Source organism: Mesorhizobium norvegicum (assembly GCF_004919685.1).
Classification (GTDB): domain Bacteria; phylum Pseudomonadota; class Alphaproteobacteria; order Rhizobiales; family Rhizobiaceae; genus Mesorhizobium; species Mesorhizobium norvegicum.
Window position 1 is genome coordinate 45,193 of sequence record NZ_SMYZ01000088.1, and the last position, 21,915, is coordinate 67,107.

At 59.3% G+C, this 21,915-nt stretch carries 20 protein-coding genes; 5 read left to right on the top strand and 15 right to left on the bottom strand.

Annotated features, from left to right (window positions below; translation table 11 throughout):
* Positions 1-643: 643 nt before the first annotated feature.
* From FCU66_RS32980 to FCU66_RS33015, 8 genes are all read right to left on the bottom strand, one after another.
* Positions 644-1,435 carry an SDR family NAD(P)-dependent oxidoreductase gene (locus FCU66_RS32980; RefSeq protein ID WP_136618632.1) on the bottom strand — a complete coding sequence of 264 codons (792 nt, stop codon included), beginning with the start codon at positions 1,433-1,435 and terminating at the stop codon, positions 644-646.
* Positions 1,436-1,477: 42 nt separating this feature from the next.
* The gene (locus FCU66_RS32985; RefSeq protein WP_136618633.1) at positions 1,478-1,798 is read right to left on the bottom strand and encodes a putative quinol monooxygenase; all 321 of its coding nucleotides are present in this window, start codon (positions 1,796-1,798) and stop codon (positions 1,478-1,480) included.
* A 222-nt stretch (positions 1,799-2,020) separates the two neighbouring features.
* Entirely contained in the window at positions 2,021-2,758 is a 738-nt protein-coding gene (locus tag FCU66_RS32990) for an SDR family NAD(P)-dependent oxidoreductase (protein ID WP_136618634.1), read from the bottom strand.
* Positions 2,759-2,834: 76 nt separating this feature from the next.
* On the bottom strand, positions 2,835-3,332 hold the full coding sequence (locus tag FCU66_RS32995; protein ID WP_136618711.1) for a 2,4'-dihydroxyacetophenone dioxygenase family protein: 498 nt from the start codon (positions 3,330-3,332) through the stop codon (positions 2,835-2,837).
* Positions 3,333-3,655: 323 nt separating this feature from the next.
* The gene (locus FCU66_RS33000) at positions 3,656-4,516 is read right to left on the bottom strand and encodes a sugar phosphate isomerase/epimerase family protein (RefSeq protein ID WP_136618635.1); all 861 of its coding nucleotides are present in this window, start codon (positions 4,514-4,516) and stop codon (positions 3,656-3,658) included.
* A gap of 11 nt (positions 4,517-4,527) precedes the next feature.
* Positions 4,528-5,676, bottom strand: coding sequence for a dihydrodipicolinate synthase family protein (locus FCU66_RS33005; RefSeq protein ID WP_136618636.1), 1,149 nt, complete (start codon positions 5,674-5,676; stop codon positions 4,528-4,530).
* A 7-nt stretch (positions 5,677-5,683) separates the two neighbouring features.
* A complete protein-coding gene (locus FCU66_RS33010; protein WP_136618637.1) occupies positions 5,684-6,463 on the bottom strand; it encodes a 3-ketoacyl-ACP reductase in 780 nt (259 codons plus the stop codon).
* Positions 6,460-7,605 carry an acyl-CoA dehydrogenase family protein gene (locus tag FCU66_RS33015; protein WP_136618638.1) on the bottom strand — a complete coding sequence of 382 codons (1,146 nt, stop codon included), beginning with the start codon at positions 7,603-7,605 and terminating at the stop codon, positions 6,460-6,462. Before FCU66_RS33015 ends, FCU66_RS33010 begins: the two co-directional genes overlap by 4 nt.
* Before the next feature lie 175 nt (positions 7,606-7,780).
* Here FCU66_RS33015 and FCU66_RS33020 point away from each other — a divergent pair, with 175 nt between their 5' ends.
* Both FCU66_RS33020 and FCU66_RS33025 read left to right on the top strand, forming a co-directional pair.
* Positions 7,781-8,797 (top strand): aldo/keto reductase, encoded by a 1,017-nt coding sequence (locus tag FCU66_RS33020; RefSeq protein ID WP_136618639.1) that lies wholly within the window; start codon positions 7,781-7,783, stop codon positions 8,795-8,797.
* A 17-nt stretch (positions 8,798-8,814) separates the two neighbouring features.
* A complete protein-coding gene (locus FCU66_RS33025) occupies positions 8,815-9,276 on the top strand; it encodes a MaoC family dehydratase (protein ID WP_136618640.1) in 462 nt (153 codons plus the stop codon).
* Between the two features lie 16 nt (positions 9,277-9,292).
* On the opposite strand, the gene FCU66_RS33030 is transcribed toward FCU66_RS33025, so the two are convergent.
* On the bottom strand, positions 9,293-10,873 hold the full coding sequence (locus FCU66_RS33030; protein ID WP_136618641.1) for an acyl CoA:acetate/3-ketoacid CoA transferase: 1,581 nt from the start codon (positions 10,871-10,873) through the stop codon (positions 9,293-9,295).
* Positions 10,874-11,134: 261 nt separating this feature from the next.
* Here FCU66_RS33030 and FCU66_RS33035 point away from each other — a divergent pair, with 261 nt between their 5' ends.
* Positions 11,135-11,953: an aldo/keto reductase gene (locus tag FCU66_RS33035; protein WP_136618642.1), complete on the top strand. Its 819-nt coding sequence runs from the start codon at positions 11,135-11,137 to the stop codon at positions 11,951-11,953.
* Between the two features lie 53 nt (positions 11,954-12,006).
* On the opposite strand, the gene FCU66_RS33040 is transcribed toward FCU66_RS33035, so the two are convergent.
* The 6 genes from FCU66_RS33040 to FCU66_RS33065 form a co-directional block, all read right to left on the bottom strand.
* Positions 12,007-13,602: a GMC family oxidoreductase gene (locus FCU66_RS33040; RefSeq protein ID WP_136618643.1), complete on the bottom strand. Its 1,596-nt coding sequence runs from the start codon at positions 13,600-13,602 to the stop codon at positions 12,007-12,009.
* Positions 13,602-15,104, bottom strand: a complete 1,503-nt coding sequence (locus tag FCU66_RS33045) for an aldehyde dehydrogenase family protein (RefSeq protein WP_136618644.1) — start codon at positions 15,102-15,104, stop codon at positions 13,602-13,604. The genes FCU66_RS33040 and FCU66_RS33045 overlap by 1 nt, the downstream gene beginning before the upstream one ends.
* A 52-nt stretch (positions 15,105-15,156) precedes the next feature.
* Positions 15,157-16,074, bottom strand: coding sequence for an ABC transporter permease (locus FCU66_RS33050; RefSeq protein WP_246094141.1), 918 nt, complete (start codon positions 16,072-16,074; stop codon positions 15,157-15,159).
* A gap of 31 nt (positions 16,075-16,105) precedes the next feature.
* The gene (locus FCU66_RS33055; RefSeq protein WP_136618646.1) at positions 16,106-17,617 is read right to left on the bottom strand and encodes a sugar ABC transporter ATP-binding protein; all 1,512 of its coding nucleotides are present in this window, start codon (positions 17,615-17,617) and stop codon (positions 16,106-16,108) included.
* On the bottom strand, positions 17,617-18,594 hold the full coding sequence (locus FCU66_RS33060; protein WP_136618647.1) for an ABC transporter permease: 978 nt from the start codon (positions 18,592-18,594) through the stop codon (positions 17,617-17,619). Before FCU66_RS33060 ends, FCU66_RS33055 begins: the two co-directional genes overlap by 1 nt.
* 166 nt (positions 18,595-18,760) lie before the next feature.
* Positions 18,761-19,849, bottom strand: a complete 1,089-nt coding sequence (locus tag FCU66_RS33065; protein WP_136618648.1) for a sugar ABC transporter substrate-binding protein — start codon at positions 19,847-19,849, stop codon at positions 18,761-18,763.
* A 356-nt stretch (positions 19,850-20,205) separates the two neighbouring features.
* Between FCU66_RS33065 and FCU66_RS33070 the strand changes: the two genes are divergently transcribed.
* Together FCU66_RS33070 and FCU66_RS33075 are read left to right on the top strand one after the other, a co-directional pair.
* Positions 20,206-20,919 (top strand): enoyl-CoA hydratase/isomerase family protein, encoded by a 714-nt coding sequence (locus FCU66_RS33070; protein ID WP_136618649.1) that lies wholly within the window; start codon positions 20,206-20,208, stop codon positions 20,917-20,919.
* An 80-nt stretch (positions 20,920-20,999) separates the two neighbouring features.
* A complete protein-coding gene (locus FCU66_RS33075) occupies positions 21,000-21,653 on the top strand; it encodes a TetR/AcrR family transcriptional regulator (protein ID WP_136618650.1) in 654 nt (217 codons plus the stop codon).
* Positions 21,654-21,915 lie beyond the last annotated feature (262 nt).

Sequence of the window (21,915 nt, forward strand, 5' to 3'; positions counted from 1 at the left end):
AACGATTCAGGCTCGACCCACCCCATAAAACCAAGGGACTCAACATCTAGCGATCACGCTTGCCGTAATCCGGGCTTCGTATGGAAAGCGGCCGAGGGCGACCCCGTGCTGGCACTCGGCCTGCCCCATGCGTTTCGTGCGCGATGGAAGCTGGCTGATCGTCGCCACCGACCACGCTCCGCGCAAGGCGCTCAATGCCTACTAGGAGCGCTAGCAAATCGAGTGCCTCTTCGGCGACACCAAGACGCGGGACTTCAACATGGAGGACACCCGCCTCACCCAGCCCGCCAAGCTTGCCGTGCTTCTCGCAATCGTCGCACTGGCCATCGCTTGGACCCATGCCTGCGCCACCGCCGTCAGGCCACAGGGCGAGATCGCTCGCGCCAACCACGGATACCGGAGCAACTCCTGGTTCCGAACCGGCTTAGACACCCTCCGGCACTGGATCTTTACCAACCCCGACGCCGCTCTCGCCAGATGGAACACGATCTGGGAAAGCATCCCACACGCTTCAACAAACCAGAGTCGTGTAGTGTGGTCGCAACCAGTTAATTGCAAAAAAGCTAGATTTCAGCTATCGCGCGCCGGACAGGATGAAACTGGGCACTCCTATCTTACTGTTATCCCAATATGATTTTTCAGATTAGGCAATGGTCGTGATAAGTCCGCCCTCCACGCGCAAAGCGGCGCCATTCGTTGCTGAAGCAAGAGGGCTGGCGAGGTAGGCGACAAGACTCGCTATTTCCCCAGGCTCGATCATGCGCTGCAGAAGCGACGATGCCCGCGCCTTTGCGAAGAATTCAGCCTCAATAGACTCGATCGCAGCGTACGGGTCGCTTGCCTGACTGCGCAGAAAGCTCTCGATGCCTTCGGCGCGGGTTGGCCCCGGCATGACCGAGTTGACGGTGACCTTGGTTCCCTTGGTCAGTTCCGCAAGGCCGCGCGAAATCGTTAGTTGCGCGGTCTTGGTGACGGCGTAGTGAATCATGTCCTGGGGCACGGAAAGCGCCGACTCGCTCGATACGAAAATGTTGCGCCCCTGATTACGCTGAAGCATCCCCGGAAAAACCGCACGCGCAAGACGCGCACCGCTCACGACATTAACCTCAAAGAAGCGCATCCAATCGTCGTCGGTGATCTCGCTGAACGCCTTGCTTTCATATATGCCAAGATTATTGACGAGGATGTCAACCCGCCTGGCAGCGTCCAGCAGAGCGGCCGCGCCATCTGCAGTTGTCACGTCGGCGACGACGCCGCGAACTGAGCTGCCGTCCGAATCCTTGATCCTGGCAACTGCGGCATCGACTTTTTCCTTGCCACGCCCCGATACGATCACATCGGCGCCTTCGGCGGCAAGCCTGCGCGCAATCTCAAAGCCGATCCCGCCGGTCGAACCGGTCACAAGGGCTGTCTGGTTAATCAGGTTCAGGTCCACGGCGTTCGTCTCCTATGAAGTCGGTCTGAAGTCAGCGCGGTTTCAGGCTGCCTGTTCGGCTCGCCCGTCTGTAACAGGCGCAAGCCTGTGGAGCTGGAAATCCGCGATCAGGTTGGGCGCTCCGCTCATCTGGAAACGCCTGATCGCCGCACCCTGCATATGGGCGCGCCACGCGTCCTCGCTGGCCCAGCTTTCCACGAAGACAAGGATACGCCCGTCGTCGAGCGACCGGTTCAGCTCGTAGCGCAGGCAACCGGGCTCAGTGACAGTTTCGGCAACAAGAATTTCCTGCGCGGCACGCAGGCGCTCCTCCGCGCCTTTGACGGCGGTCGTGATAGCAAGGATGTTCAGCGGCTTGGTCATGTCATGCTCCACCTTTCTGCGCGCTTGAAGTACGGCTTTGGCGATATCCTTGATGTTGGTTCTCTTGCGCACGCTTGGCTCCGGTCGAGATCACACTGCATCACGTTCCACACAAACAATTACGATTGTCCAGCGTGGTGTTTCATGACCGCAACGCCCGGTCTCCGCAGATCGACGCCAATTCTGGCAGTTCCGTTTTCGCCCGACTTGTACGGTTGGAAATCAGGCAATGAGATAACCGCCGTCAACAGGCAAAATCGCCCCGGTGACGAAGCCAGCGAGCGGCGAACATAGGAAGAGCGCGGGGCCTGTCAGGTCGCCTGGCGTCCCCCACCGACCCATCGGGGTGCGTTTCATCAGTTCGGCGTTGCGAGTGGGATCAGCCCGGGGCACCGCGGTCATGGCGGTCTCGATCCAGCCAGGCGCCAACGCATTCACGCGGATGCCCGCCTCGGCGTAGGCGATGGCGAGCGATTTGGTGAGTTGCACGATCGCACCCTTGGATGCGGCGTAGGCCGGCGCGTGCGGCGCCCCGAAAAACGCGAACATCGAGGCGATGTTGAGGATGGCACCACCGTTGGAGAGGGCCGATCGGAATGCGCTAGCGCTGCGCATGGACCCTATCAGATTGATGTCGATAACCGTTTCGAAGCCTTGGGCAGTGAACTCGGCGGCGCGTAGGTTAACCCCGGCGCAATTCACGAGAGCTGCAACGGATGTGAACCGAGCAGCATAGTCATTGACCGCCGCCGTGTCCCGCACGTCGAGGACGGAGTATGCGATGGCGGACCCGTATCCGCGAGCGGTCTCCACCTCGGCAGCCGTAGCACCCGTCGCATGGACAGTTGCCCCAGCCTCGGCAAACGCCGAAGCAATACCATTTCCGATTCCCGTGGTGCCGCCGGTTATGACGACATTCTTGCCCGCGAAAAAGCGCGTGGACCATGTGGACTCAGTCACTTAATACTCTCCTCGGGCTCTCCTCTCGATGGCTCAGCGCGAGCGCACCGCAGCAGAAGAGGAATTGGGCCGGAATCTATCGCACGAATTGATCGACGAAATCCTCACCTAGACCCACGTTTGCATAGTGCTTTCTGCACATGTCGATCTTTGTAAAAACGTCTTCGAATCCAACCTGCTTGTTGTCCTTGTCCAGGTAAACCATGCAGCCGGAGATGTTGATGAAGGTGATCATCTCGGGCACGTCGTCGGGGACTGTGAGGGTGTGTATTTCACCGGGCGGCTCGAACACGTAGGATCCCGTCTCTGCCACCCAGTCGTGCTCGAGATAGTGCCAGCGGCCCTTGATCACATAGCCGTGCACGGGTGCCGGATGCAGGTGGCGGCTCAGGATCCCGGCGCGACGCACGCGAAGCAGATTGCACCACTGCCCCTGCAATGTGTTGAGCATAAGCGGCCGGAACCACACGCCCTCTGCCTGGGGCACCCAGACACGCTCGTCGTCGGGGACGGCAGCGATAGCGATTTCTTTGGGTGCCAGCGGGTGAGCCGAGCCGTTGAAGGATTGATACATAAAAACCTCTGTCGCTAGTTCATCGGAACCGTGCGCCGTCAGCATGGTCCTGACAAGCGAGTCAAGAACAGGTCATCTTCGGCCAGCCATTCCGAATTAAGAACCAAAGAGGCCTCAAACACCATCGCTCTGGTCACGCCTCGGACTTTCACCCAAAATGTGAGCTGGGGAGGTGTTTGGCGACTCTTCTCTGGTGACGTCTGGCGGCACACCGATCGCTGCATCGCGGACCTGGTGCTGTGTGTCAGATTCGACGCCATCGCTATTCAGCTCGCCCCTCTTACGATCGGGCTCTTTTTCAAGGCCGACGCATTTTCGATTGCTCAACAAACTGCCTTGAACCGTTCGACGCAGATGTCCAAAACATCGTTGGGATCTCGCTTCCACCAATTATTCACGGAGAAAATTTCCACCTCGCAAGGACCGGTGTAGCCGGCTTCCTCGACAGCCCGACGCAAAGCCTTCAGGTCTGCCACACCATCGCCCATCATGCCGCGATCCAGAAGCACGTCGCGCGTGTCGGCGAGCCAGTCGCAAAGGTGATATCCGGCGATCCGGACCGCGCCGGCGCGCTTGAGCTCCACGCCAAGCGAGAGATCCCACCAGACATGATAGACATCGACAGCGATGGCGATCGCCGAATGGCCGATCGTTTCACAGAGATGGACCGCGTCACGCACGGTGACCAGGCAGGAGCGGTTTCCGCCATAGACGGGGTTCAGCGGCTCGAGAGCCAGCGTCACATTCGATTGCGCGGCGTAAGGCGCGACTTCCGCAATGATTTCCGCAACCCGCTTCAGGCTCTCCGCCATACTGTGCGTGCCTGCGACAACGCCGCCCACGCAAATCGTGAGACTGGCTGCTTTCAGGCCGGCCGCCATGTCAATCGACGAGTGGAAATCATCGAGAACTGCTTGCCGGGTCGGTGGCGCGAGCGGACCAACCAGAAATGGTGAGCGGCACAGACCACTGACGGAGAGCCCGGCGGCTCTCGTGCGCTCCCCGATCTCGACCGCTCTCCCCCCGATCTCGCGGCGCCAAAAGGTGATAGCTCCAAAGCCGCGTTCCGCACAGGCATCGATTACCCGTTCCGGAGACCAGCCCGCTCCTTGACTTTCGACGTTATGGCCGAGTGTCGCGGTATTCAGGGCAAGGGCCGAGTGATCCTTTGCGAAATCACGCATGTCGTGCCCCCTCAGACGCCATACACCGCAAGCAGTTTGCGCATACGCGCTACCGCCAGATCAGGATTGCGCAAGAGGCCATTTGCGTCGGCGAGCTTGAAAATATCGACGAAATAGGGAAGTGGCCGCATCGCCTGCGCACCATTCAGCATTACGAAATGGTCCTGGAAACCGTTCAACCAGGCCAAGAATACCACACCCGTCTTGTAGAAGCGGGTCGGAGCGCGGAAGATCAGACGGGCGAGCGGAACTGTTGGATCGAGGGTCCGTCGGAAGGCGGCTACGTCGCCGGCCCCAAGCCTCGATATGGCGTAAGCGGCGGCGGGCGCCAACGGATCGAATATGCCGAGCAGTGCATGGGAGTGGCCGCTATCGTCACCTTCAATGAGTTCGGGATAATTGAAGTCGTCGCCCGTATACATTTTGACGCCGGCCGGCAGCCGCCGCCGCATCGCGATCTCCTTGTCCTTGTCGAGCAGCGAGATCTTGATACCGTCGACTTTGTCCCGGTTTTCGCCGATTACGGCAAGGCAGGTCTCCAGTGCGTCGTCGAATTTGTCCGCGCCCCAATAGCCGGCAAGCGCGGGATCAAACATGTCGCCCAACCAATGTAGGATGACCTTGCCCTCGCACTGCGCCAGCACATCGCGATAAACCGCTTCATAATCTGTCGGCCTTGCTGCGACCTTCGCAAGCGCCCGGCTCGCCATCAGAATAATCCGGCCGCCGATCGTCTGGATCGCCTCGACCTGCTCGAAGTAGGCACGACGAACATCTTCAAGCGAACGCGCTCCGTCGGCTTCGAGATGGTCGGTTCCTGCACCGTTAAATACAAGCGCATCGGGAAGTTCGGACTTTGTCCGGCGTATCAATTCGAGTGCGACTGGCCAGTCGAGGCCCATGCCGCGTTGCGCAGTATCCATGGCTTCCGCAATCCCAAGGCCGAGACTTGCGAGATGACGGCGGAAGGCCATGGTGGCCTCCCAGTCAACAACCGCCGGACCGGAGGGATCCTGGTCCGTGAAACAATTGGCCACAACGTGCGCAGCTGAAAGCACCACGCGACAAGAATCCTTGCCAAGCGGCGTTGCTTCAATGGGTCTTCCAATCAGTGAGTACTGGGCAAGGACGCCTCGATCGTCGGGAAGCTGGATATTCATTTTGACCTCAGAAACGCGACACCAGCATGCCGGCATCAGCGGAGATCACATGCCCGGTCGTATAGGGCAGACCACCTGTTGCAAGCGTTGCGATAATGCAACCGATTTCGGACGGGTCGCCGAGCCGCGGAAAAAGCGTTAGGCCTTGTTCGGAGATCCGTTTTTGATACATATCCCGCACTACCCGGGTCATGTCGGTCTCGATCACGCCGGGCTGGATATCGTAGACAGCGATCCCCTCGCCGCCGAGACGCACTGCGAACACCTTGGCGATCATCGCCGCAGCGGCCTTCGACGCGCAATATTCACCGCGCTGCACGGCTACAGCAACGGCGTTGGAGGAAGATACGTTAATGAGACTGTAAAAGCGGCCGTCATCCCGGGTTCGACTTACAAGCAATCGCGCAAAAGCCTGCGACATGAAGAACTGCGCCTTCGCATTGACCGCCATGCAGCGGTCGTAGCTGTCTTCCGACACATCCAGGAGGTCACCGCGGTTCAGCACTGACACGCCGGCATTGTTGACCAGTGTCGACAGCGGTCCGATAGCGGCTTCGGCTTGCTGCAGCATCGCTGCGTGAGAAGCGGTCACACTGACGTCGCCCGGCACTCTGACGGTTTTGGCGCCTTCGGCGGCCACTGCTTTTTCTGCTGCTGCAAGCTCAGCATCCTCGATCGGTCCATTCAGAGCGATGTCGAAGCCATTGCGCGCGAGTTCCACCGCCGTCGCCAGACCGATGCCGCGACTGGAGCCCGTGATAAAAGCAGCTTGGCGAACGGAGCTCATGCGCGCGCGCCGTGCTTGACCAGTTCCCGCGCGATGATCATGCGCTGAATCTGGTTTGTGCCTTCGTATATCTGCGTAATCTTGGCGTCACGATAAAGGCGTTCAACCTCGAAGCCGCGTATATAGCCGCTGCCCCCGAAAACCTGTACCGCGTCGGCGGTGCGCGCTACCGCCATATCGCTGGCGAAGCACTTGGCCATGGAACATGCTTTGGTTGCATTCTCTCCGCGATCCATCTTGACGGCGGCGCTGTGGACCAGGAGGCGGGCCGCTTCGATGTCCTTAGCCATATCTGCCAGAAGCCATTGTACACCCTGGAATTCGCTGATCTTCGAACCGAACTGCTTGCGTTGCTGGGCGTACTCAAGCGCAGCTTCCAGACCGGCCTGGCCAAGTCCGACTGCAAGCGCGGCTATTCCGACGCGCCCTTTGTCCAGAACACTCATCATCATGTGGAAGCCCCGCCCCTCCTCGCCAAGAAGAGCCTCGGATGGCAGCGCCACATCGGTGAAATTGAGCGCACCGACCTGACTGGCTCGCTGCCCCATCTTGTGTTCCTTGGGGCCACGCTCCACCCCCTTGGACGTCAGATCAACAATGAAAATGCTCATGCCCTTGTGGCCAGCGGCCTTGTTGGTGCGAGCAAGCACGAATCCGACATCTGCCACCGGCGCGTTGTGAATCCAGATCTTGCCGCCATTCAGTCGCCAGCCCGAGCCATCGCGATCCGCAGTGGTTCGGATCCCGGACACGTCTGTTCCGGCTTCAGGCTCGGTGATGCAATAGGCGCCTTTTTTCTCTGCACTCAGAAGCGGCTTTAGCCATTGTGCCTTCTGCGACGCGGTGCCATGGCGCACAAGGAGCGAGCTCACCAGTTCGACCAAGCCGCACTGATCGGCCACCGATGCATAACCCTTGGAAAGCTCCTCCATGACAAGGGCGTAGGCAAGCGTATCGAAACCGGGTCCGCCCTCCTCTTCCGGCACGCCGATTCCGAAAAGTCCAAGCTCTCCCATCTGCAGGTACAGTTCGGCGGGAAATCGTTCCTCCCGATCGAGCGCCTCAGCTTGCGGGCGGATCACATCCTCGGCGAACTGCCTCGCCATGTCTCGCACCTGCTCGTGCGTTGCGCTCAGATACATCGCATCACCTATCCAGCGTTTATGTAACTATTTAGTTACTAACTAACACCAGGTACGTCCCTCGTCAAGCTATCGTCAACGGCTATCGGAGACCCTGCCCCTGGCCTATCGCTATTGCCATTTGGACCGCCTTCGATAAAATAACTAACCAGATCGTTACCAACTGGAGGAATGGATGCAAGCGGGCGAGACAAGAAAATTCGGGCGCATCGATATCGACGTGACCGCATTTGCGTTCGGCACAGCGCCGATCGGCAACATCTTCAGCGAAATCGATGAAATGACGTCGGACGGCATGATCCAGCACGCCTGGAACGCCGGCGTGCGCTATTTCGACACCGCGCCGTACTATGGCAATGGACTTTCCGAGTTGCGGACGGGTCATTCGCTTCGATGGAAAGACCGTGACCAGTTCGTGCTGTCTTCCAAGGTCGGGCGCGTCCTGAAACCGAAGAAGCGCTCCGAGATCAATTTTGCACCATGGGTAAATGCCGCTGCGAACGAAGTGACTTTCGACTACAGCTACGACGGCACGATGAGAGCTTTCGAGGATAGCCTGCAAAGGCTGGCGCTCGAGCGCATGGACATCTGCTTCATCCACGACATCGATGTCTTCACGCGCGGCGCGGATCAGCCTGAAGTCTTCAAGACGGCGATGGATGGCTGCTGGAAGGCGCTTGCAAAACTGCGCGACGAAGGCGTGGTCAAGGCGATCGGCGTCGGCGTCAATGAATGGCAGGTCTGCCATGAAGCTCTGAAGCAGCGCGACTTTGACTGTTTCCTCCTGGCTGGCCGCTACACGCTGCTCGAACAAGAAGCGCTCGATGTCTTCCTGCCGCTTTGCCAGGAGCGCAACGCAGCCGTCGTTGTCGGCGGCGGGTTCAACTCTGGCATTCTGGCGACAGGTGCAATCGAGGGCGCGAAGTACAATTACTCTCCGGCGCCCGCCGAGATCATGAAGCGCGTCGCCGGCATAGAGGCCGTCTGCAGGGACCATAATGTGCCTCTGCCGGCTGCAGCCATGCAGTTCGTGGTAGCGCATCCGGCAATCCCGTCCTTTATTGCCGGAACGCGTACGGTGGAGCAGCTCCGCAAGAACCTCGATTGGTTCACCCACCCCATCCCTGTGGAGTTTTGGGCCGACCTGAAGAAAAGAGGCCTGCTGCGCGAGGATGCGCCAACCCCGGCATGACACCAGGAGTCGGTGCTATGGAACGCAAACGCAGATTGGAAAACCGCTCCTATTCCTATGACGATCTGGTGCCGGGCGATTGGTTCGCCACGCCCGAACTTGTCGTCGGAGTAAGCCACATCGACCGCTTTGCTGAACTCTCGGGTGATTTCTTCGGTCTCCACATGTCTGACGCGGCGGCGCAAAAACTAGGCTTTCCGCGGCGCGTTGCGCACGGCCTCCTGGTTCTTTCGTTAGCAGACGGGCTGAAGAACCAGTCTGGGTCACGACTTGAGGCCGTTGCTTCGCTCGGCTGGACTTGGTCATTCGACAAGCCTGTCTTCGCCGGCGACACGATCCATGCTGTCATTGCAGTGCTCGACAAGCGGCCGACCGCCAAACCTGGGCGCGGAATTGCGAGGTTGCAATTCGAAGTGACGAACCAAAACGGCGAAACGGTTCAGTCCGGCACCAACGAACTCATGATGTTGCGGGCATAGGCAGCAGGCCGAACGACTAGGCCTGCTCCAGCTTCAACCCGAACTTCTCCGGCCTGAAAAGCGCTTCCGCCATCGATTTGACGTCGGGAGCAATCGTCAGGGGAAACTCTGCCCGCGCAAGGATGTCGTCTCGAATGTGGATCCCCGGCGCGACTTCGGTGACGACGAGACCCTCGGGCGAAAGTTTCATAACGCAGCGCTCTGTGACGTAGGTGACGTCCTGGCCCTGCGCTACGCCACGCTTGCCCGAAAAGGATACATGCTCGACCGCTTCGACGACCTTCGCGATCTTGCCCTCCTTGTCGATGACGAGCTTGCCATCGGCGATCGAGAATTTCGCTCCAGCGTTGAAATAGCCGGAAAAGACGATCTTGCGAGCGCGTGAGGTAATATCAACAAACCCACCGGCGCCGGCCGTCACGTGCGGCCGCACCGAGAGCTTCGATACATTCACGGATCCATGCCGGTCGATCTGCAGGAAGGACAGAAGCGAAGCGTCGAATCCGGCTGCCTGGAAATAGGTGAATTGGTGCGGAGAGGCAACGAAGGCTTCGGCGTTAGAAGAGCACCCAAACTTGAAGTCGAGCAGCGGTATGCCACCAACCGCACCCTGTTCGATCACCCATGTGACATCGCCGTGACGTCCTTCCTCGAGGAAGATACGAGGAACATTGGCCGAAATGCCGAAGCCGATATTGACGGCCCAACCAGATTGCAGCTCCATGGCAACACGACGGGCAATGACTTTCGCAACATCAAAATCGGGAATGCTGAACGTGTCCAGCGGCCGGAACAGTTCCCCCGATATCGCCGCATCGTAGACAGTCGCCGTCGTCTGAAGCTGATCTGGCGCCTCTACAATGCAGTCGACGAGGATGCTAGGCACCCGCACATCGTGAGGACGCAACGTTCCGGACTGTGCAATGCGCTTGGCCTGGGCAATGACGATGCCCCCACAATTGCGGGCCGCGAGCGCCAGTTCCATGGCCCCGAGATAGGCCCCTTCATGCTCAAACGTCAGATTGCCTCGCTCGTCGGCAGTGCTGGCGCGAATGATGGCGACGGTCGGCTTGATCGCCGGGAAGAAGAGCCACTCGTCGCCCTCGAATTGGATCTTCTTGACAATGGGTTTCCGCCTCGCGGCATCGTTCATCGCGCAGCCGTCGAGATCGGGGTCGACAAACGTTTCAAGGCCAACCTTCGTCAGCACGCCCGGCCGCATGCCGGCGGCTTCACGCAGAATGTCGAATATGACGCCGCTCGGCACATTGTAGGCGGCGATCTCGTTCCTCCCAAGCATTTGCCAGATCAAGGGCGGCTCGGCTGAGGATGGTCCGGAAGGATAGGACCCGCCGATTATCGTCGAAATCAGCCCGGTCTGGGCGAGGTGGTCGATGCCTTTGGTGCCGAACATGTCTCCGGCGGCGATAGGATGGATCATGGTTAGATCGCGCGGCGCACGCTCGTTACGGAACCGCTCGCCGATGGCAGCGAGAACGGCATCAGGACAGCACAGGCCGCTAGAGGAATTCACCGCGACGATTGCCCCATTTGGGATCAGCGCCGCAGCCTCAGCCGCGCTCTTGATCTTCGACATCATCACCTCCCACAGGCTATCACCAAAATCACATAATTAAATAACTAGATGGTTATTACCCTTAAGGGATTGGGCATTTTTGATCAAGCTTTTCGAGAAAAATTCCGCCACCCAGAACTCAAAATAAAACTTTGATTTTTCAGACTTCGAGGCAATTGCTCGACACCGCGCTTGAAAATGGTTCAGGATGCAGATAGTAAATAACCAGATGGTGCAAAAAGCGCAACAGCTCGCGACGCGCTTGAATGAGGAGGTTGCCCTTTGAGCATCTACTTCCAGAAGACCTATCAGCGCTCATTCGGCACCTTCCCTCTTAAGGGCGCCGAGCTCGCCGACGCCATAAAGGCTGCGGTCGATGTTGGCTATCGCTCCTTCGATACCGCCCAAATGTATCGCAACGAGGCGGATGTCGGCGAAGGGCTTGCCCAGACTGGCGTCCCCAGGGATCAACTCTGCATCACAACGAAAGTTCATCCCGAAAATTTCGGGGAAGATCGTTTCCTGTCCTCCGTTGAGAAAAGCCTTCAGGATTTGCGGCTGGACTATGTCGATGTCCTGCTCCTGCACTGGCCGCCCAATGGCGGCGCAGTCACCGGGCCGGTCAAATTGCTGGAGAAAGCCCGAAGCAGCGGCCTTGCGCGGCACATAGGGATTTCTAATCACACTGCCCAGATGATGCGCGACGCGGCTCGCGCCGTCGACACGCCTCTAGCGACCAACCAGGTCGAGTTCCACCCGCTTCTCAATCAGGACAAGCTGCTGGCTGCGGCGGTGGAAACGGGGATCCCCCTCTCCTCTTTCTGCTCCGTGGCGCGCGGCAAAGTCTTCAGCTATCCGCTTTTCACGGAACTTGCTGAAAACTATGGCAAGCTGCCGGCACAAATCGTCCTTCGCTGGATCCTGCAGAAGGGCGTTTCGATCAACACCATGTCGACCAAGCCAGCCAACATCCAGGCTAACTTCGACATAATGAATTTCACTCTGTCGAGTGTCGACATGGCCCGCATCGACGCGATGACCGCTACCAACTATCGCATCATCGGCAAGGCTTCGGTCCCATGGGCGCCGGACTGGGATTGAAGTGATCGAGACAGACTCCCGCTCCAAAACGGAGATGGACGGAGTTTCTTCCGCTAGCGATTACCCCGGATCAGATCGCTAGCCTTTTCTCCGATCATGATTGTGGCAGCATTGGTGTTGGAGCCGACAAGGCTCGGCATGATCGAGGAATCGCAGATGCGAATGCCCTCGAGCCCGCGTACCCGAAGTTGCGGATCAACCACAGCCATGTCGTCCGAGCCCATCTTGCATGTACCGGTTGGGTGGTAGGACGTTCGCCCAAATGCTCGTGCATAGGCTTCGAAATCTGCCTGGGTCTTTGCCTCTTGGCCCGGAAAATGCTCGCGCTTGATGTATTTTGCCAGCGCGGGCTGGTTCATGATCTCCCGACTGATCCTGACGCCCTCACCCGCAGTTCTCAAATCATCGGGATCCGCGATGAAGTTCGGGTCAACGATCGCTGCGTCATCCGGATTGGCGCTGCGAAGCATCACCGATCCGCGGCTTTTTGGGCGTAACACATAGGAATTCAAAGTGCAGCCGGACCCGGAAGGGATCGCCGGCACGCCCGCCTCGACTCCCGCGCCCGCCAGGAAATGAAATTGCAGATCGGGGATAGGCGCCGATCTTTTCGAGTACCAGAATGCGCCACCTTCCACCACATTGGAGGTCACGGGTCCGGTTTTGAAGAGCGTGTACTGAAGACCAGCCCAGAGCATCCAATGCAGTTTGTCGTATTTGTTGAGGCTGGTTGGGCCCTTGAGTTCGTAGACGATGTCGACGCCGAAATGGTCGTTCAGGTTTTGACCGACGCCCGGCAAATCATGCACCACCTCTATGCCGTTCGCCTTCAGATGCGTCGCAGGTCCAATGCCTGACAGCATCATGATCTTTGGCGATCCTATGGCGCCGGCCGTCACCAGGATTTCTCCGGCTCTTGCCGTCCGCACTTGCCCATTCTGGCGATATTCGACGCCCTTTGCGCGGTTGCCTGAAATCAGAATCCGGCTGGTCAGGCAGTCCGTCTGCACAGTCAAATTCTTCCGGCCGATAATTGGCCTCAGATAGGCTACGGCGGCCGAACAGCGGCGCGCATTGCGGATCGTCATCTGGTAGGTGCCTGCACCCTCTTGCACCGGTCCGTTGAAATCCGGATTGTACGGGATGCCGAATTGCTGACAGGACTGCACGAACGCGCGGGTGATCGCCTGGGGCGTCTGAAGGTTCGAGACGCCAAGCGGGCCCTCTGTGCCATGATGCTCGCCAGCGAAGGTTTCATTGGCCTCGGCGCGCAGGAAATAGGGCTTCACTTCAGCCGAAGACCAGCCGGGACACCCTTCGTCATTGGCCCAGCGATCGTAGTCTGCGGCATGTCCGCGTGTAAAAACCTCAGCGTTGATCGAGCTCCCACCGCCAAGCACGCGGCCCTGCGCATACAGAATCTCGCGGTTGTTGGCGTGCTTCTGCGGCGCAGTCTTCAGCCCCCAGGTCAATGGGCCGGCGGTCATCTTGGCGAAACCGACGGGCATGTGGATGTAAGGATGCGTGTCCTTGCCGCCCGCTTCCAACAGCAGCACGCGCACGGATGGATCATCACTCAGGCGCGCGGCCAGCACACAGCCCGCCGATCCGCCACCGACGACTATGTAGTCGAACGCGTCTACAGCCATTACGAGACCCAGTGATCACGTTTGCCGAGGGTAATGTGAACGGCCTTCACCTCGGTGTATTCCTCGACGCCATAGATGCCAGTTTCTCGTCCGGTTCCAGATTGCTTGAAGCCACCAATAGGAAGCTCGGGCCCGCCGGAGATTGTGGTGTTGATCCAGACACGACCGGCCTGCACAAGCCGCATCGCTTGCAGGGCCTTGTCGAGGTCCTTGGTCCAGATGCTGGCCGCCAATCCGTAAATCGTATCGTTGGCAATCTCCACCGCCTCCTCGAAAGTCTCGAAAGGCAGGATTGTCAAAACCGGTCCGAATATTTCGTCACGGGCAATCGCCATGTCGCGTCCGACATCGGCAAACAGTGTCGGCTGGATGAAGCGGCCGGCCAAGCCATTGTTGAGTGCTTCACCGCCGCAGACAAGCCGTGCGCCTTCGCTTCGGCCGCCTGCGATGTGGCTCAGGATGGATTCGTTCTGCGCGCTGGTGATGATTGCGCCGACCTGGGTTTGCGGATCGAGCGGATCGCCAACCCGGATGCGGGAAAACTTTTCAGCCAGAAGCTTTTCGAAGTCTACCGCGATCGACCGTTCGACCACCAGGCGGCTGCCCCCGACGCAGCATTGGCCAGCGTTGAAGCACGTGCCGAACACCACACCATCCGCCGCGTCGTCGAGATCGGCATCTGCAAAGACGATTTGCGGGTTCTTCCCGCCAAGCTCCAGCCCCAGCCTTTTGAAGTTGCCGGCCGAAGCCAGAAGCGCTCGTCGCCCGACTTCAGTCGAGCCGGTGAAGGACACCATATCGATGCCGGCATGTTCGGTCATCGCTTGGCCGATGTCGCTGCCGCTGCCAGTTACGACGTTGAACACGCCATCCGGCAGGCCGGCATTGGTGAGGATTTCCGCCATAAGCAGAGTCGTCGCCGACGTCACCTCGCTCGGCTTGGCGACGATCGTGCAGCCGGCCGCCAGAATGAAGGGAACTCGCTCGGCAAGGATAAAGAAGGGGAAGTTCCATGGCGTGATCAGCCCTACGACGCCGATAGGCTCGCGAGTTACGAGGCCTAGCGTCTTGTCACCGAGATTGTTGAACGTGTCGCCATGCAAGGCGCGCGCGGCACCAGCCGCGTATTCGTAAATGCTGGCGGCACCTTCAACCTCGCCGCGAGATTGGGAGATCGGCTTGCCAGTCTCGAGCGTTTCCAACAATGCCAGCTCTTCGAGCCGTGCGCGAATGCCCGCGGCCGCCCTCAGCAGCACAGCGGCCCGATCAACGCCCGCAAGGCCTGACCAGCGGCGGTCTGCGAAAGCCTTTCGCGCGACCGTGACTGCATGGTCGAGATCGTCTCTGGTGCATCGCGTGATGCGCGTTACGGGAACGTCGTGAGCCGGGCTGCGACGGATAGTGGTCTCTCGCGATCCTGCGTCGACCCAACGGCCATCCACGAAGAAACCGAAATCCCGAGGGTTGGCGGGCAATGCATGAAGCGGGCTCCTGTTGTCCATATGTGTGCTCCTCTATATTGGCGAACCGACTGCCCGACGGGGCGCCTCTGGCTCACTTGATGACAAGGATTTTCTTCCTGTCCATCGTGACGGCGACAGCGGCCACGAGGATGAATCCGAAGATGATCTGCTGGGTGAACACCGACACACCCATGAAGGTCATGCCGATCCGCACAACCTGGATGATCAGCGCGCCGACCAGGGTGCGCCAAATGGAGCCGACGCCCCCCGTGATCGCGGTACCGCCGACGATTACCGCGGCGATGGCCGGTAGAAGGAACTCGTTGGCGAGGGTCGGCGAGCCTGAACCGAGGCGTGCCGCCATCATGACGCCCGCGACGGCCGCCATTGTTCCGGACAACATGAAGGTGGCGATCTTGACCCTGTTGACGTTGATGCCGGAGGCAATCACCGCGCGCTCCTGTGCGCCGATTGCGCGCACATACCGACCGAAAGGCGTCGCGCCTAGCAGGACGCCGAGGATTATCAGGAAGATGGCGCCGACCCAGATGTCGTTCGATATCCCGAGGGTGGTGCCAACCGCCCAATTCAGATATCGGCCAGTCAGGTCTTCGGCGATGTCTACTGAGCGCGTGTCGGAGAACCAATAGGCCGCGCTGGTGACAAGGCCGCCCGCCGCAAGGGTCGCGATGAATGACGGGATCCGCAATGCTATCGAGACGAAGCCGCTTAGCAACCCTGCAATTGTGCCCCCAAGCACCGCCAGCGGAATGGCGAGGAAGCCGAGTTCCGGCAGATACACGGCAAGGATGCAGCTGGCCATCGAGGCGACAGCCTGCACCGAAAGGTCTATGCCCCCCATCATGATGACGAGGGTGAGTCCCGTGGCCATGAGGAAAAGGCTCATCGTGTCCGAAATTACCGTTTCAAAATTCGACAGCGAAAAGAAGGTTGTGTCGTAAAGCCCGACGATGAGGACCATGGCGACCAGAACGGCGGGCGGGAGCATAGTGCGGATGTGTTCCATGGGACCCTGCATCTCACATCATATGCTGGATGATTTCGAGTTGGGCCGGCTTGCCGCCGGCGGGTGCGTTGAACGAAGCGTTGACCACGCCATCCTTCATCACCAGGATCCGGCTCGACAGCCCGATCACCTCGTCCAGCGTGTCGCCGAGCAGAATGACCGCGAGGCCCTGGGCGGTCATCTCACGCACCAGCGAATACACGTCCTCCTTGGCGCCAACGTCGATGCCTCGTGTCGGATGGTCGAGGATGAGGATTTTGACGCCCGCGATCCGCCATTTCGCCAGGACAACCTTCTGCTGATTGCCGCCCGAAAGGCTGACGACCATCGTTTTCGTCGAAGGTGTCTTGATGCCTAGCTTGGCTATCCAATCCTTGGCAATCGCGCTCTCCTTCGCGCCGCTGATGATGCCGCCGGAGGTGAACTTCGATAGGCAGGCGAGCGTCATATTTTCGGCAACAGTGAAAGGCGTGATCAGACCTTCCACCTTCCGCTCACTGGGAACAAAGCCGATGCCACGGCCTACGGCATCATGCGCCGTTGCGAGCCGGACCGCTTTGCCGCCCATGTGGAGCGTGCCGCCATCAACCTTTTCGTATCCAGCAAGACAGCGCGCCAGCGCCTCGCGGCCGGAGCCGATGACACCGGCTATGCCCAGAACTTCGCCTTGGTGCAGGTCGAAGCTCACGTCTTGGAAAATCCCCGCTTTGCTAAGCTTGTCAACCTTCAGTGCTATGGTGGCCGAAGGCTGCGCCTGCTTCTCCTCACGGTAATATTCGTGCTGAAGCTGACGCCCGACCATCTGCTGGTGCAGGGTATGGACATCCGCGTTGGCAGCGGGGCTCTCATGCACGACGCGACCATCGCGCATGACGTAGATGCGGTCGCAGATCTCCAGGACCTCGTCGAGACGATGTGAGATGAACACAATCGACGCGCGTTGCTTGAGCTCGCGCACGATGTCGAAAAGCATCGCCACTTCCTTCTTCTCGAGCACCGATGTGGGCTCGTCCAGAAGAATTGTGACATCACGCTTGATACGGGTGTCGAGTGACAGCGCCTTGGCGATTTCGACCATCTGGCGGTCGCTGAAACTCAAGTCGGCCGCAAGCGTGCCAGGATGGATCTTAAGCCGGACCTTCTCCAGTTCCTGGGCCGCAGCCTCGTTCATACGCGCCTTGGAAATCAGTCCGAAACGAAGGAACTCTTCCTCGCGGCCAAGGAAGATGTTTTCCGCGATAGTCAGGCTCGAAATCACCGACTGTTCCTGGAACACCATTGCGATGCCCTTGTTGAAGGCATCTCGCGCGGAGCGAATTTCGACGTTGCGTCCGTCGATGGCGATACTGCCGGCGTCCGGCTTGTAGACCCCGTTAAGGATTTTCAGAAGCGTCGACTTGCCGGCGCCGTTTTCGCCAATCAGGCCGACCACCTCGCCCGTGGCGGCGCTGAAGGAAACGCTATCAAGCGCCTTCACGCCCGGAAAGGACTTGCTGATGCCTTTCATTTCGAGCGCAGGAAGCATCACTTCACCACATCAAGGCGCGAGCGGTCGAGAGAGAGAGCTACCGCCACGATGATCAGAAGGCCCTGCACGCCCTGCTGGATGTACGGTTCAACCCCCATCAGCACCATGCCGTTGGCGAGCACCACGACGATGAGCACGCCGACGACCGAATTGAGCACGGAACCAACGCCGCCGGAGAGCGACGTACCGCCCACGACCACAGCCGTGACGGTTGTGAACAGACGACCCTGACTGATCAGCGCGTGGCCTTGCCCGAACTGCGCTGCTGAGAGCACACCGCCAAGGCCATAGAAAAGGCCCGCGAGGGAAAATATCAGGATGCGTGTACGCTCTATCGGAATTCCGGCCTGCCTGGCGGTGGTCTCGTCGGTTCCAATGGCATAGACCCAGCGGCCAATGCGGGTACGCTCCTGGATTATGTAAGCGACGATAACCGCGGACAAAGCGATCCAGATGGCCATCGGCACACCGCCGACCCGGCCGAGCGACAAGGCGCGGAAAGTCTGGTCGGAAATGCGCACCGTCTGTCCGCCAAGCATGGCGGTGGCTATGCCAACGCCGGCAAACCCGACGCCGAGCGTGGTCATGAAGGAGGGCGTTTTGAGGCGCACGTGGAGGACGCCATTGAGCAGGCCGAGCAGGCCGCCGGCTATGATTGCGACCGGCACCGCCCACAGACCATAGTCGTACCCGGTCAGGTCGTTTGCGACGAGGAGGCTGACCGTGACGGCTGTGACAGCGATCACGCCCTCGACGGACAGATCAATGCTCCCCATCAGGATGATGAACGTCGCGCCCATCGACAGTACCAGCGGGATCGCCGCCGTATTCAGCAGTCGCAGCGAATTGGAGACCGTGAGGAAGTTGCTGTTGAAGAGGCTGACCAGGATACATAGGCCTGCAAGCACTGCGAGCGGCGCCCACGCGCGCCACTTCGCAAATCCTGCCTTGCTTGTCCGAACGGCCAACGCCACGTAGAAACCTCCCAAAAAATGCCGGGCCCCGGTATGACACCGGGGGCCGAAGTACTTTTTCGAAGCGAAATGCTTAGTTCCGCATTCAGGAAGCCGCCGCCGGACTGTTCAAGACGTGGCGAACGGTGATCCAGCCGGGCTTTTCCGGGAGGCTTGAGACCAAGCTTTAGCTACGATACTGGATCTGGCCGGTAGCCTTACCCCAGAGATCGTTGAAGTCGACCTTGCCTGGATTGGCGCGGTAGCCGGCGACCGTATCCTTGGTAACAATGATGGCGGTCCCGTAAAACTCCCGGTGCTCCTTAGGTTCTTTGGCAATGTCGATCTTGCCGGTCGCTACCGCATAGGGGATCGCCAAGCCCATGCCGCCGGTCCACATCGGGTCCCATGCGACTGTTCCCGCGAATTCCCCGGCCTCGACCGCCGCGACCGCCGCCTCGATTCCGTCCAGGCCGACGACCTGAACCTTGCCTGCAAGGCCGTTCTGCCGCAACGCCTCGAGCGCACCCACGCCCATGCCGTCATTGGCGGCGAACACTCCCTTAATCTCGTCGCCGAAGCGCGTGATCCACGCCTGCATGATCTCGAACGCCTTCTGCTCGTTCCAATCCGCCGGCTGAAAGTCGAGCAGCTTGACCTTGCCGCCCGAAGCTTCGATCGCCTGGTCGAGACCGAGTTTGCGTTCTATGGCCGGCACGTTTGACAAGATGCCGCCAATGGCAACGATACCGCCCTCGCCGCCGAACGACTTGAACAGCGCTTCGGCGATGGTCTTGGCCGCTGGAACGCCGTCGAACGACATATGCGCGACATAGCTGGGATTATGATCCCAGGGATGCAGATCGTCGGGCTTGTTCCATTGGGTCACGACATAGCCGCCGGCCTTCTGGACCTCCTCGACGATGACGCGCGCGTCGGGCGAATCGTTGGGGTCGACATTCAAGATCAGTTTGCCGCCTGTACGCTGCAACAGCGCGCGAATGTCCGACATGCCCTTCTGCGAATTTCCTTCGGTGACGAGTTGCTCATACTTGGCACCAATCGACTTGGCGAACTCCTCGCCGCCCTTGGCGAAGGCCGCGTGATAGGGATTGGCTAGCGAGCGCATGGAATTGGCCAGCGTCCACGTCGTCTCCTCTGCGCGAGCCTGCCGTGCGAACGGCAAACCCAGCGCGCCAGCGGCGCCTAGTCCGGCAGCGCCTTTCAGCAGAGCGCGCCTACTCACACCTGATTTCTGCCAGTCAAACTTTGACATTCAATCCTCCCGATCTCATTTTTCGCACTAACCAGTTACTTTATAGCGCAGCCATTATTAGCGCGCAAGCGGAAACTGGGAAGGGTTCTCCGAGGGGCAGAGCCGACGCGTCCTGAAGCGTCTCCTATGCGGCCTGAGCGACCATCAAGGGCTGTCGGGCCGTGGCCGAGTGCGCTCGGCGGCGGGCGACATTGTTAGCTGCGGCTGGATCGAATTCTCGTCCAAACCAGTCGGCTTGTAACCGTACAGTTACTTCTATACATTGGTCCAACCCGGATAGCTTTTCATGTGAGGAGAGACGATTGCGGCGAGAGCATCTGGATATCAAGACCGAGGGACCAGTCAGGATTTTGACGATGACCGGCAAGCCGCGTCGCGGCAATCCGCTGTCGCGCGAACTCGCCGCCGATCTTGTCAACGAGTTGATTGAGGCCGAGCAAGATGCGTCGATCCACGCCCTCGTGCTTGCCGGAACAGAAACTCACTTTTCAGTTGGTGCGGATTTGGAGGAGGTCAGCCAGATGACCGGGATTGACGCCGTCCTGGCTGATTGGCTTGAACAATTCGACCGCTTCGCCGAAGCCCGCAAGCCGACGATCGCCGCCGTCCGCGGCCATGCAGTGGGTGGTGGTTTCGAACTCGCGCTCTCCTGCGACATCCTGGTGTGCGCCGAAGACGCAAATCTGGCGCTGCCGGAAACCGGCATCGGCGTTATCGCCGGACAGGGTGGAACCCAACGTCTCATCCAGATGGCGGGACGAGCGATCGCCTCGGACTTGATATTGACGGGCCGGTCACTGTCAGGGATGGAAGCGAACGCGCTTGGCATCGCTGCGCGAAGCTGCCCAGCCGACCAGGTCGTCGAGAGCGCCATCTCGATCGGCAAAAGAGTCGCTGAGCGCAGCGCGCCGGCGGTGCGCTTTGCACGCGAAGTGATCCGCGAGGCCGCCGAACATCCGATGCGCCAGTCGCTTAGGATGGAAAGGCTGCTCGCCGCACTTATCCTCGATACGCCGGAACGCAAGCAGCGGGTTTCGGCCTTTCTCAACCGCAAGACAATCAAATCCTAGGATCGAGAGACTTTCACGGTTCTATAAGCTAACTCTGCGACAACAGGATTTATATAAGTGAGGCAGTTGCTTTGACAACAGTGGATCCCGACAAGGCCGAAGTGGTGCCACGCAAGCCCCGCGTGCGCGACGCCGAGGCGACCCAGCGACGTATCCTCGACGCCGCCAAGAAGGAATTCGCCCGCAAGGGACTAGGCGGCGCGCGTGTCGACGACATCGCCGAGCGTGCGAAAGCCAATAAGCGCATGATCTACCACTACTTCGAAAGCAAAGAGAACCTCTTCCAGCGCGTTCTCGAGGAAGCCTATGTCGATATCCGGACTGCGGAACAAAAACTGCAACTCGATCATCTCGAACCGAAGGAAGCGCTGGAACGGCTGGTACGCTTCACGTGGAAATATTATCTCGACAATCCCGAGTTCCTGACGATGGTCAACAGCGAGAACCTGCACAAGGCGCGCCACCTTAAGAAGTCGAAGGTCGTTCAGGTACTCAGCCGGCGGCTGGTGGCCATGGTTGACACCATTCTGGAACGCGGGGCGAACCAGGGCGTATTCAGGAAGGGCATCGATCCAGTCCAATTGAACATCACGATAGCGGCCATCGGCTACTATTACCTCACCAACCGTTTCACCGGTTCAATCATATTTGAACGCGATCTCATGGCGCGAGAGGCCCTCGATACTAGACTTCAGTTCAACATCGACACGATCATGCGCCTGGTCTCCCAATAGCTCATCAGTTGTGCAGTCCCCATCAGCAGCCTGAAAAGCAGTCTCTGCCAGAGAAGCGTTCAGACAAGCAGTTATTGGGTTCCAAGCAGTGCTGGCGAGAGTGACGATCGTTCGGAATCCGTGGTTGATCGGGACGTCAGATCACTGAGTCAATGTGTTCATGCCCAAGCGGGGACAATCACGAGCAGTCACATCCTGCAGACCCCAATTCACGGCCACATCGCTCTAAAATTGACGCACAAGTAACTGATATATATTGCTA

Coding starts and splice junctions, on each gene's coding strand:
- FCU66_RS32985 (WP_136618633.1), bottom strand. CDS start 1,798: ATGACCAAGCCGCTGAACATCCTTGCTATCACGACCGCCGTCAAAGGC.
- FCU66_RS32995 (WP_136618711.1), bottom strand. CDS start 3,332: ATGTATCAATCCTTCAACGGCTCGGCTCACCCGCTGGCACCCAAAGAA.
- FCU66_RS33000 (WP_136618635.1), bottom strand. CDS start 4,516: ATGCGTGATTTCGCAAAGGATCACTCGGCCCTTGCCCTGAATACCGCG.
- FCU66_RS33005 (WP_136618636.1), bottom strand. CDS start 5,676: ATGAATATCCAGCTTCCCGACGATCGAGGCGTCCTTGCCCAGTACTCA.
- FCU66_RS33010 (WP_136618637.1), bottom strand. CDS start 6,463: ATGAGCTCCGTTCGCCAAGCTGCTTTTATCACGGGCTCCAGTCGCGGC.
- FCU66_RS33015 (WP_136618638.1), bottom strand. CDS start 7,605: ATGTATCTGAGCGCAACGCACGAGCAGGTGCGAGACATGGCGAGGCAG.
- FCU66_RS33020 (WP_136618639.1), top strand. CDS start 7,781: ATGCAAGCGGGCGAGACAAGAAAATTCGGGCGCATCGATATCGACGTG.
- FCU66_RS33025 (WP_136618640.1), top strand. CDS start 8,815: ATGGAACGCAAACGCAGATTGGAAAACCGCTCCTATTCCTATGACGAT.
- FCU66_RS33030 (WP_136618641.1), bottom strand. CDS start 10,873: ATGTCGAAGATCAAGAGCGCGGCTGAGGCTGCGGCGCTGATCCCAAAT.
- FCU66_RS33040 (WP_136618643.1), bottom strand. CDS start 13,602: ATGGCTGTAGACGCGTTCGACTACATAGTCGTCGGTGGCGGATCGGCG.
- FCU66_RS33045 (WP_136618644.1), bottom strand. CDS start 15,104: ATGGACAACAGGAGCCCGCTTCATGCATTGCCCGCCAACCCTCGGGAT.
- FCU66_RS33050 (WP_246094141.1), bottom strand. CDS start 16,074: ATGCTCCCGCCCGCCGTTCTGGTCGCCATGGTCCTCATCGTCGGGCTT.
- FCU66_RS33055 (WP_136618646.1), bottom strand. CDS start 17,617: ATGCTTCCTGCGCTCGAAATGAAAGGCATCAGCAAGTCCTTTCCGGGC.
- FCU66_RS33065 (WP_136618648.1), bottom strand. CDS start 19,849: ATGTCAAAGTTTGACTGGCAGAAATCAGGTGTGAGTAGGCGCGCTCTG.
- FCU66_RS33070 (WP_136618649.1), top strand. CDS start 20,206: ATGACCGGCAAGCCGCGTCGCGGCAATCCGCTGTCGCGCGAACTCGCC.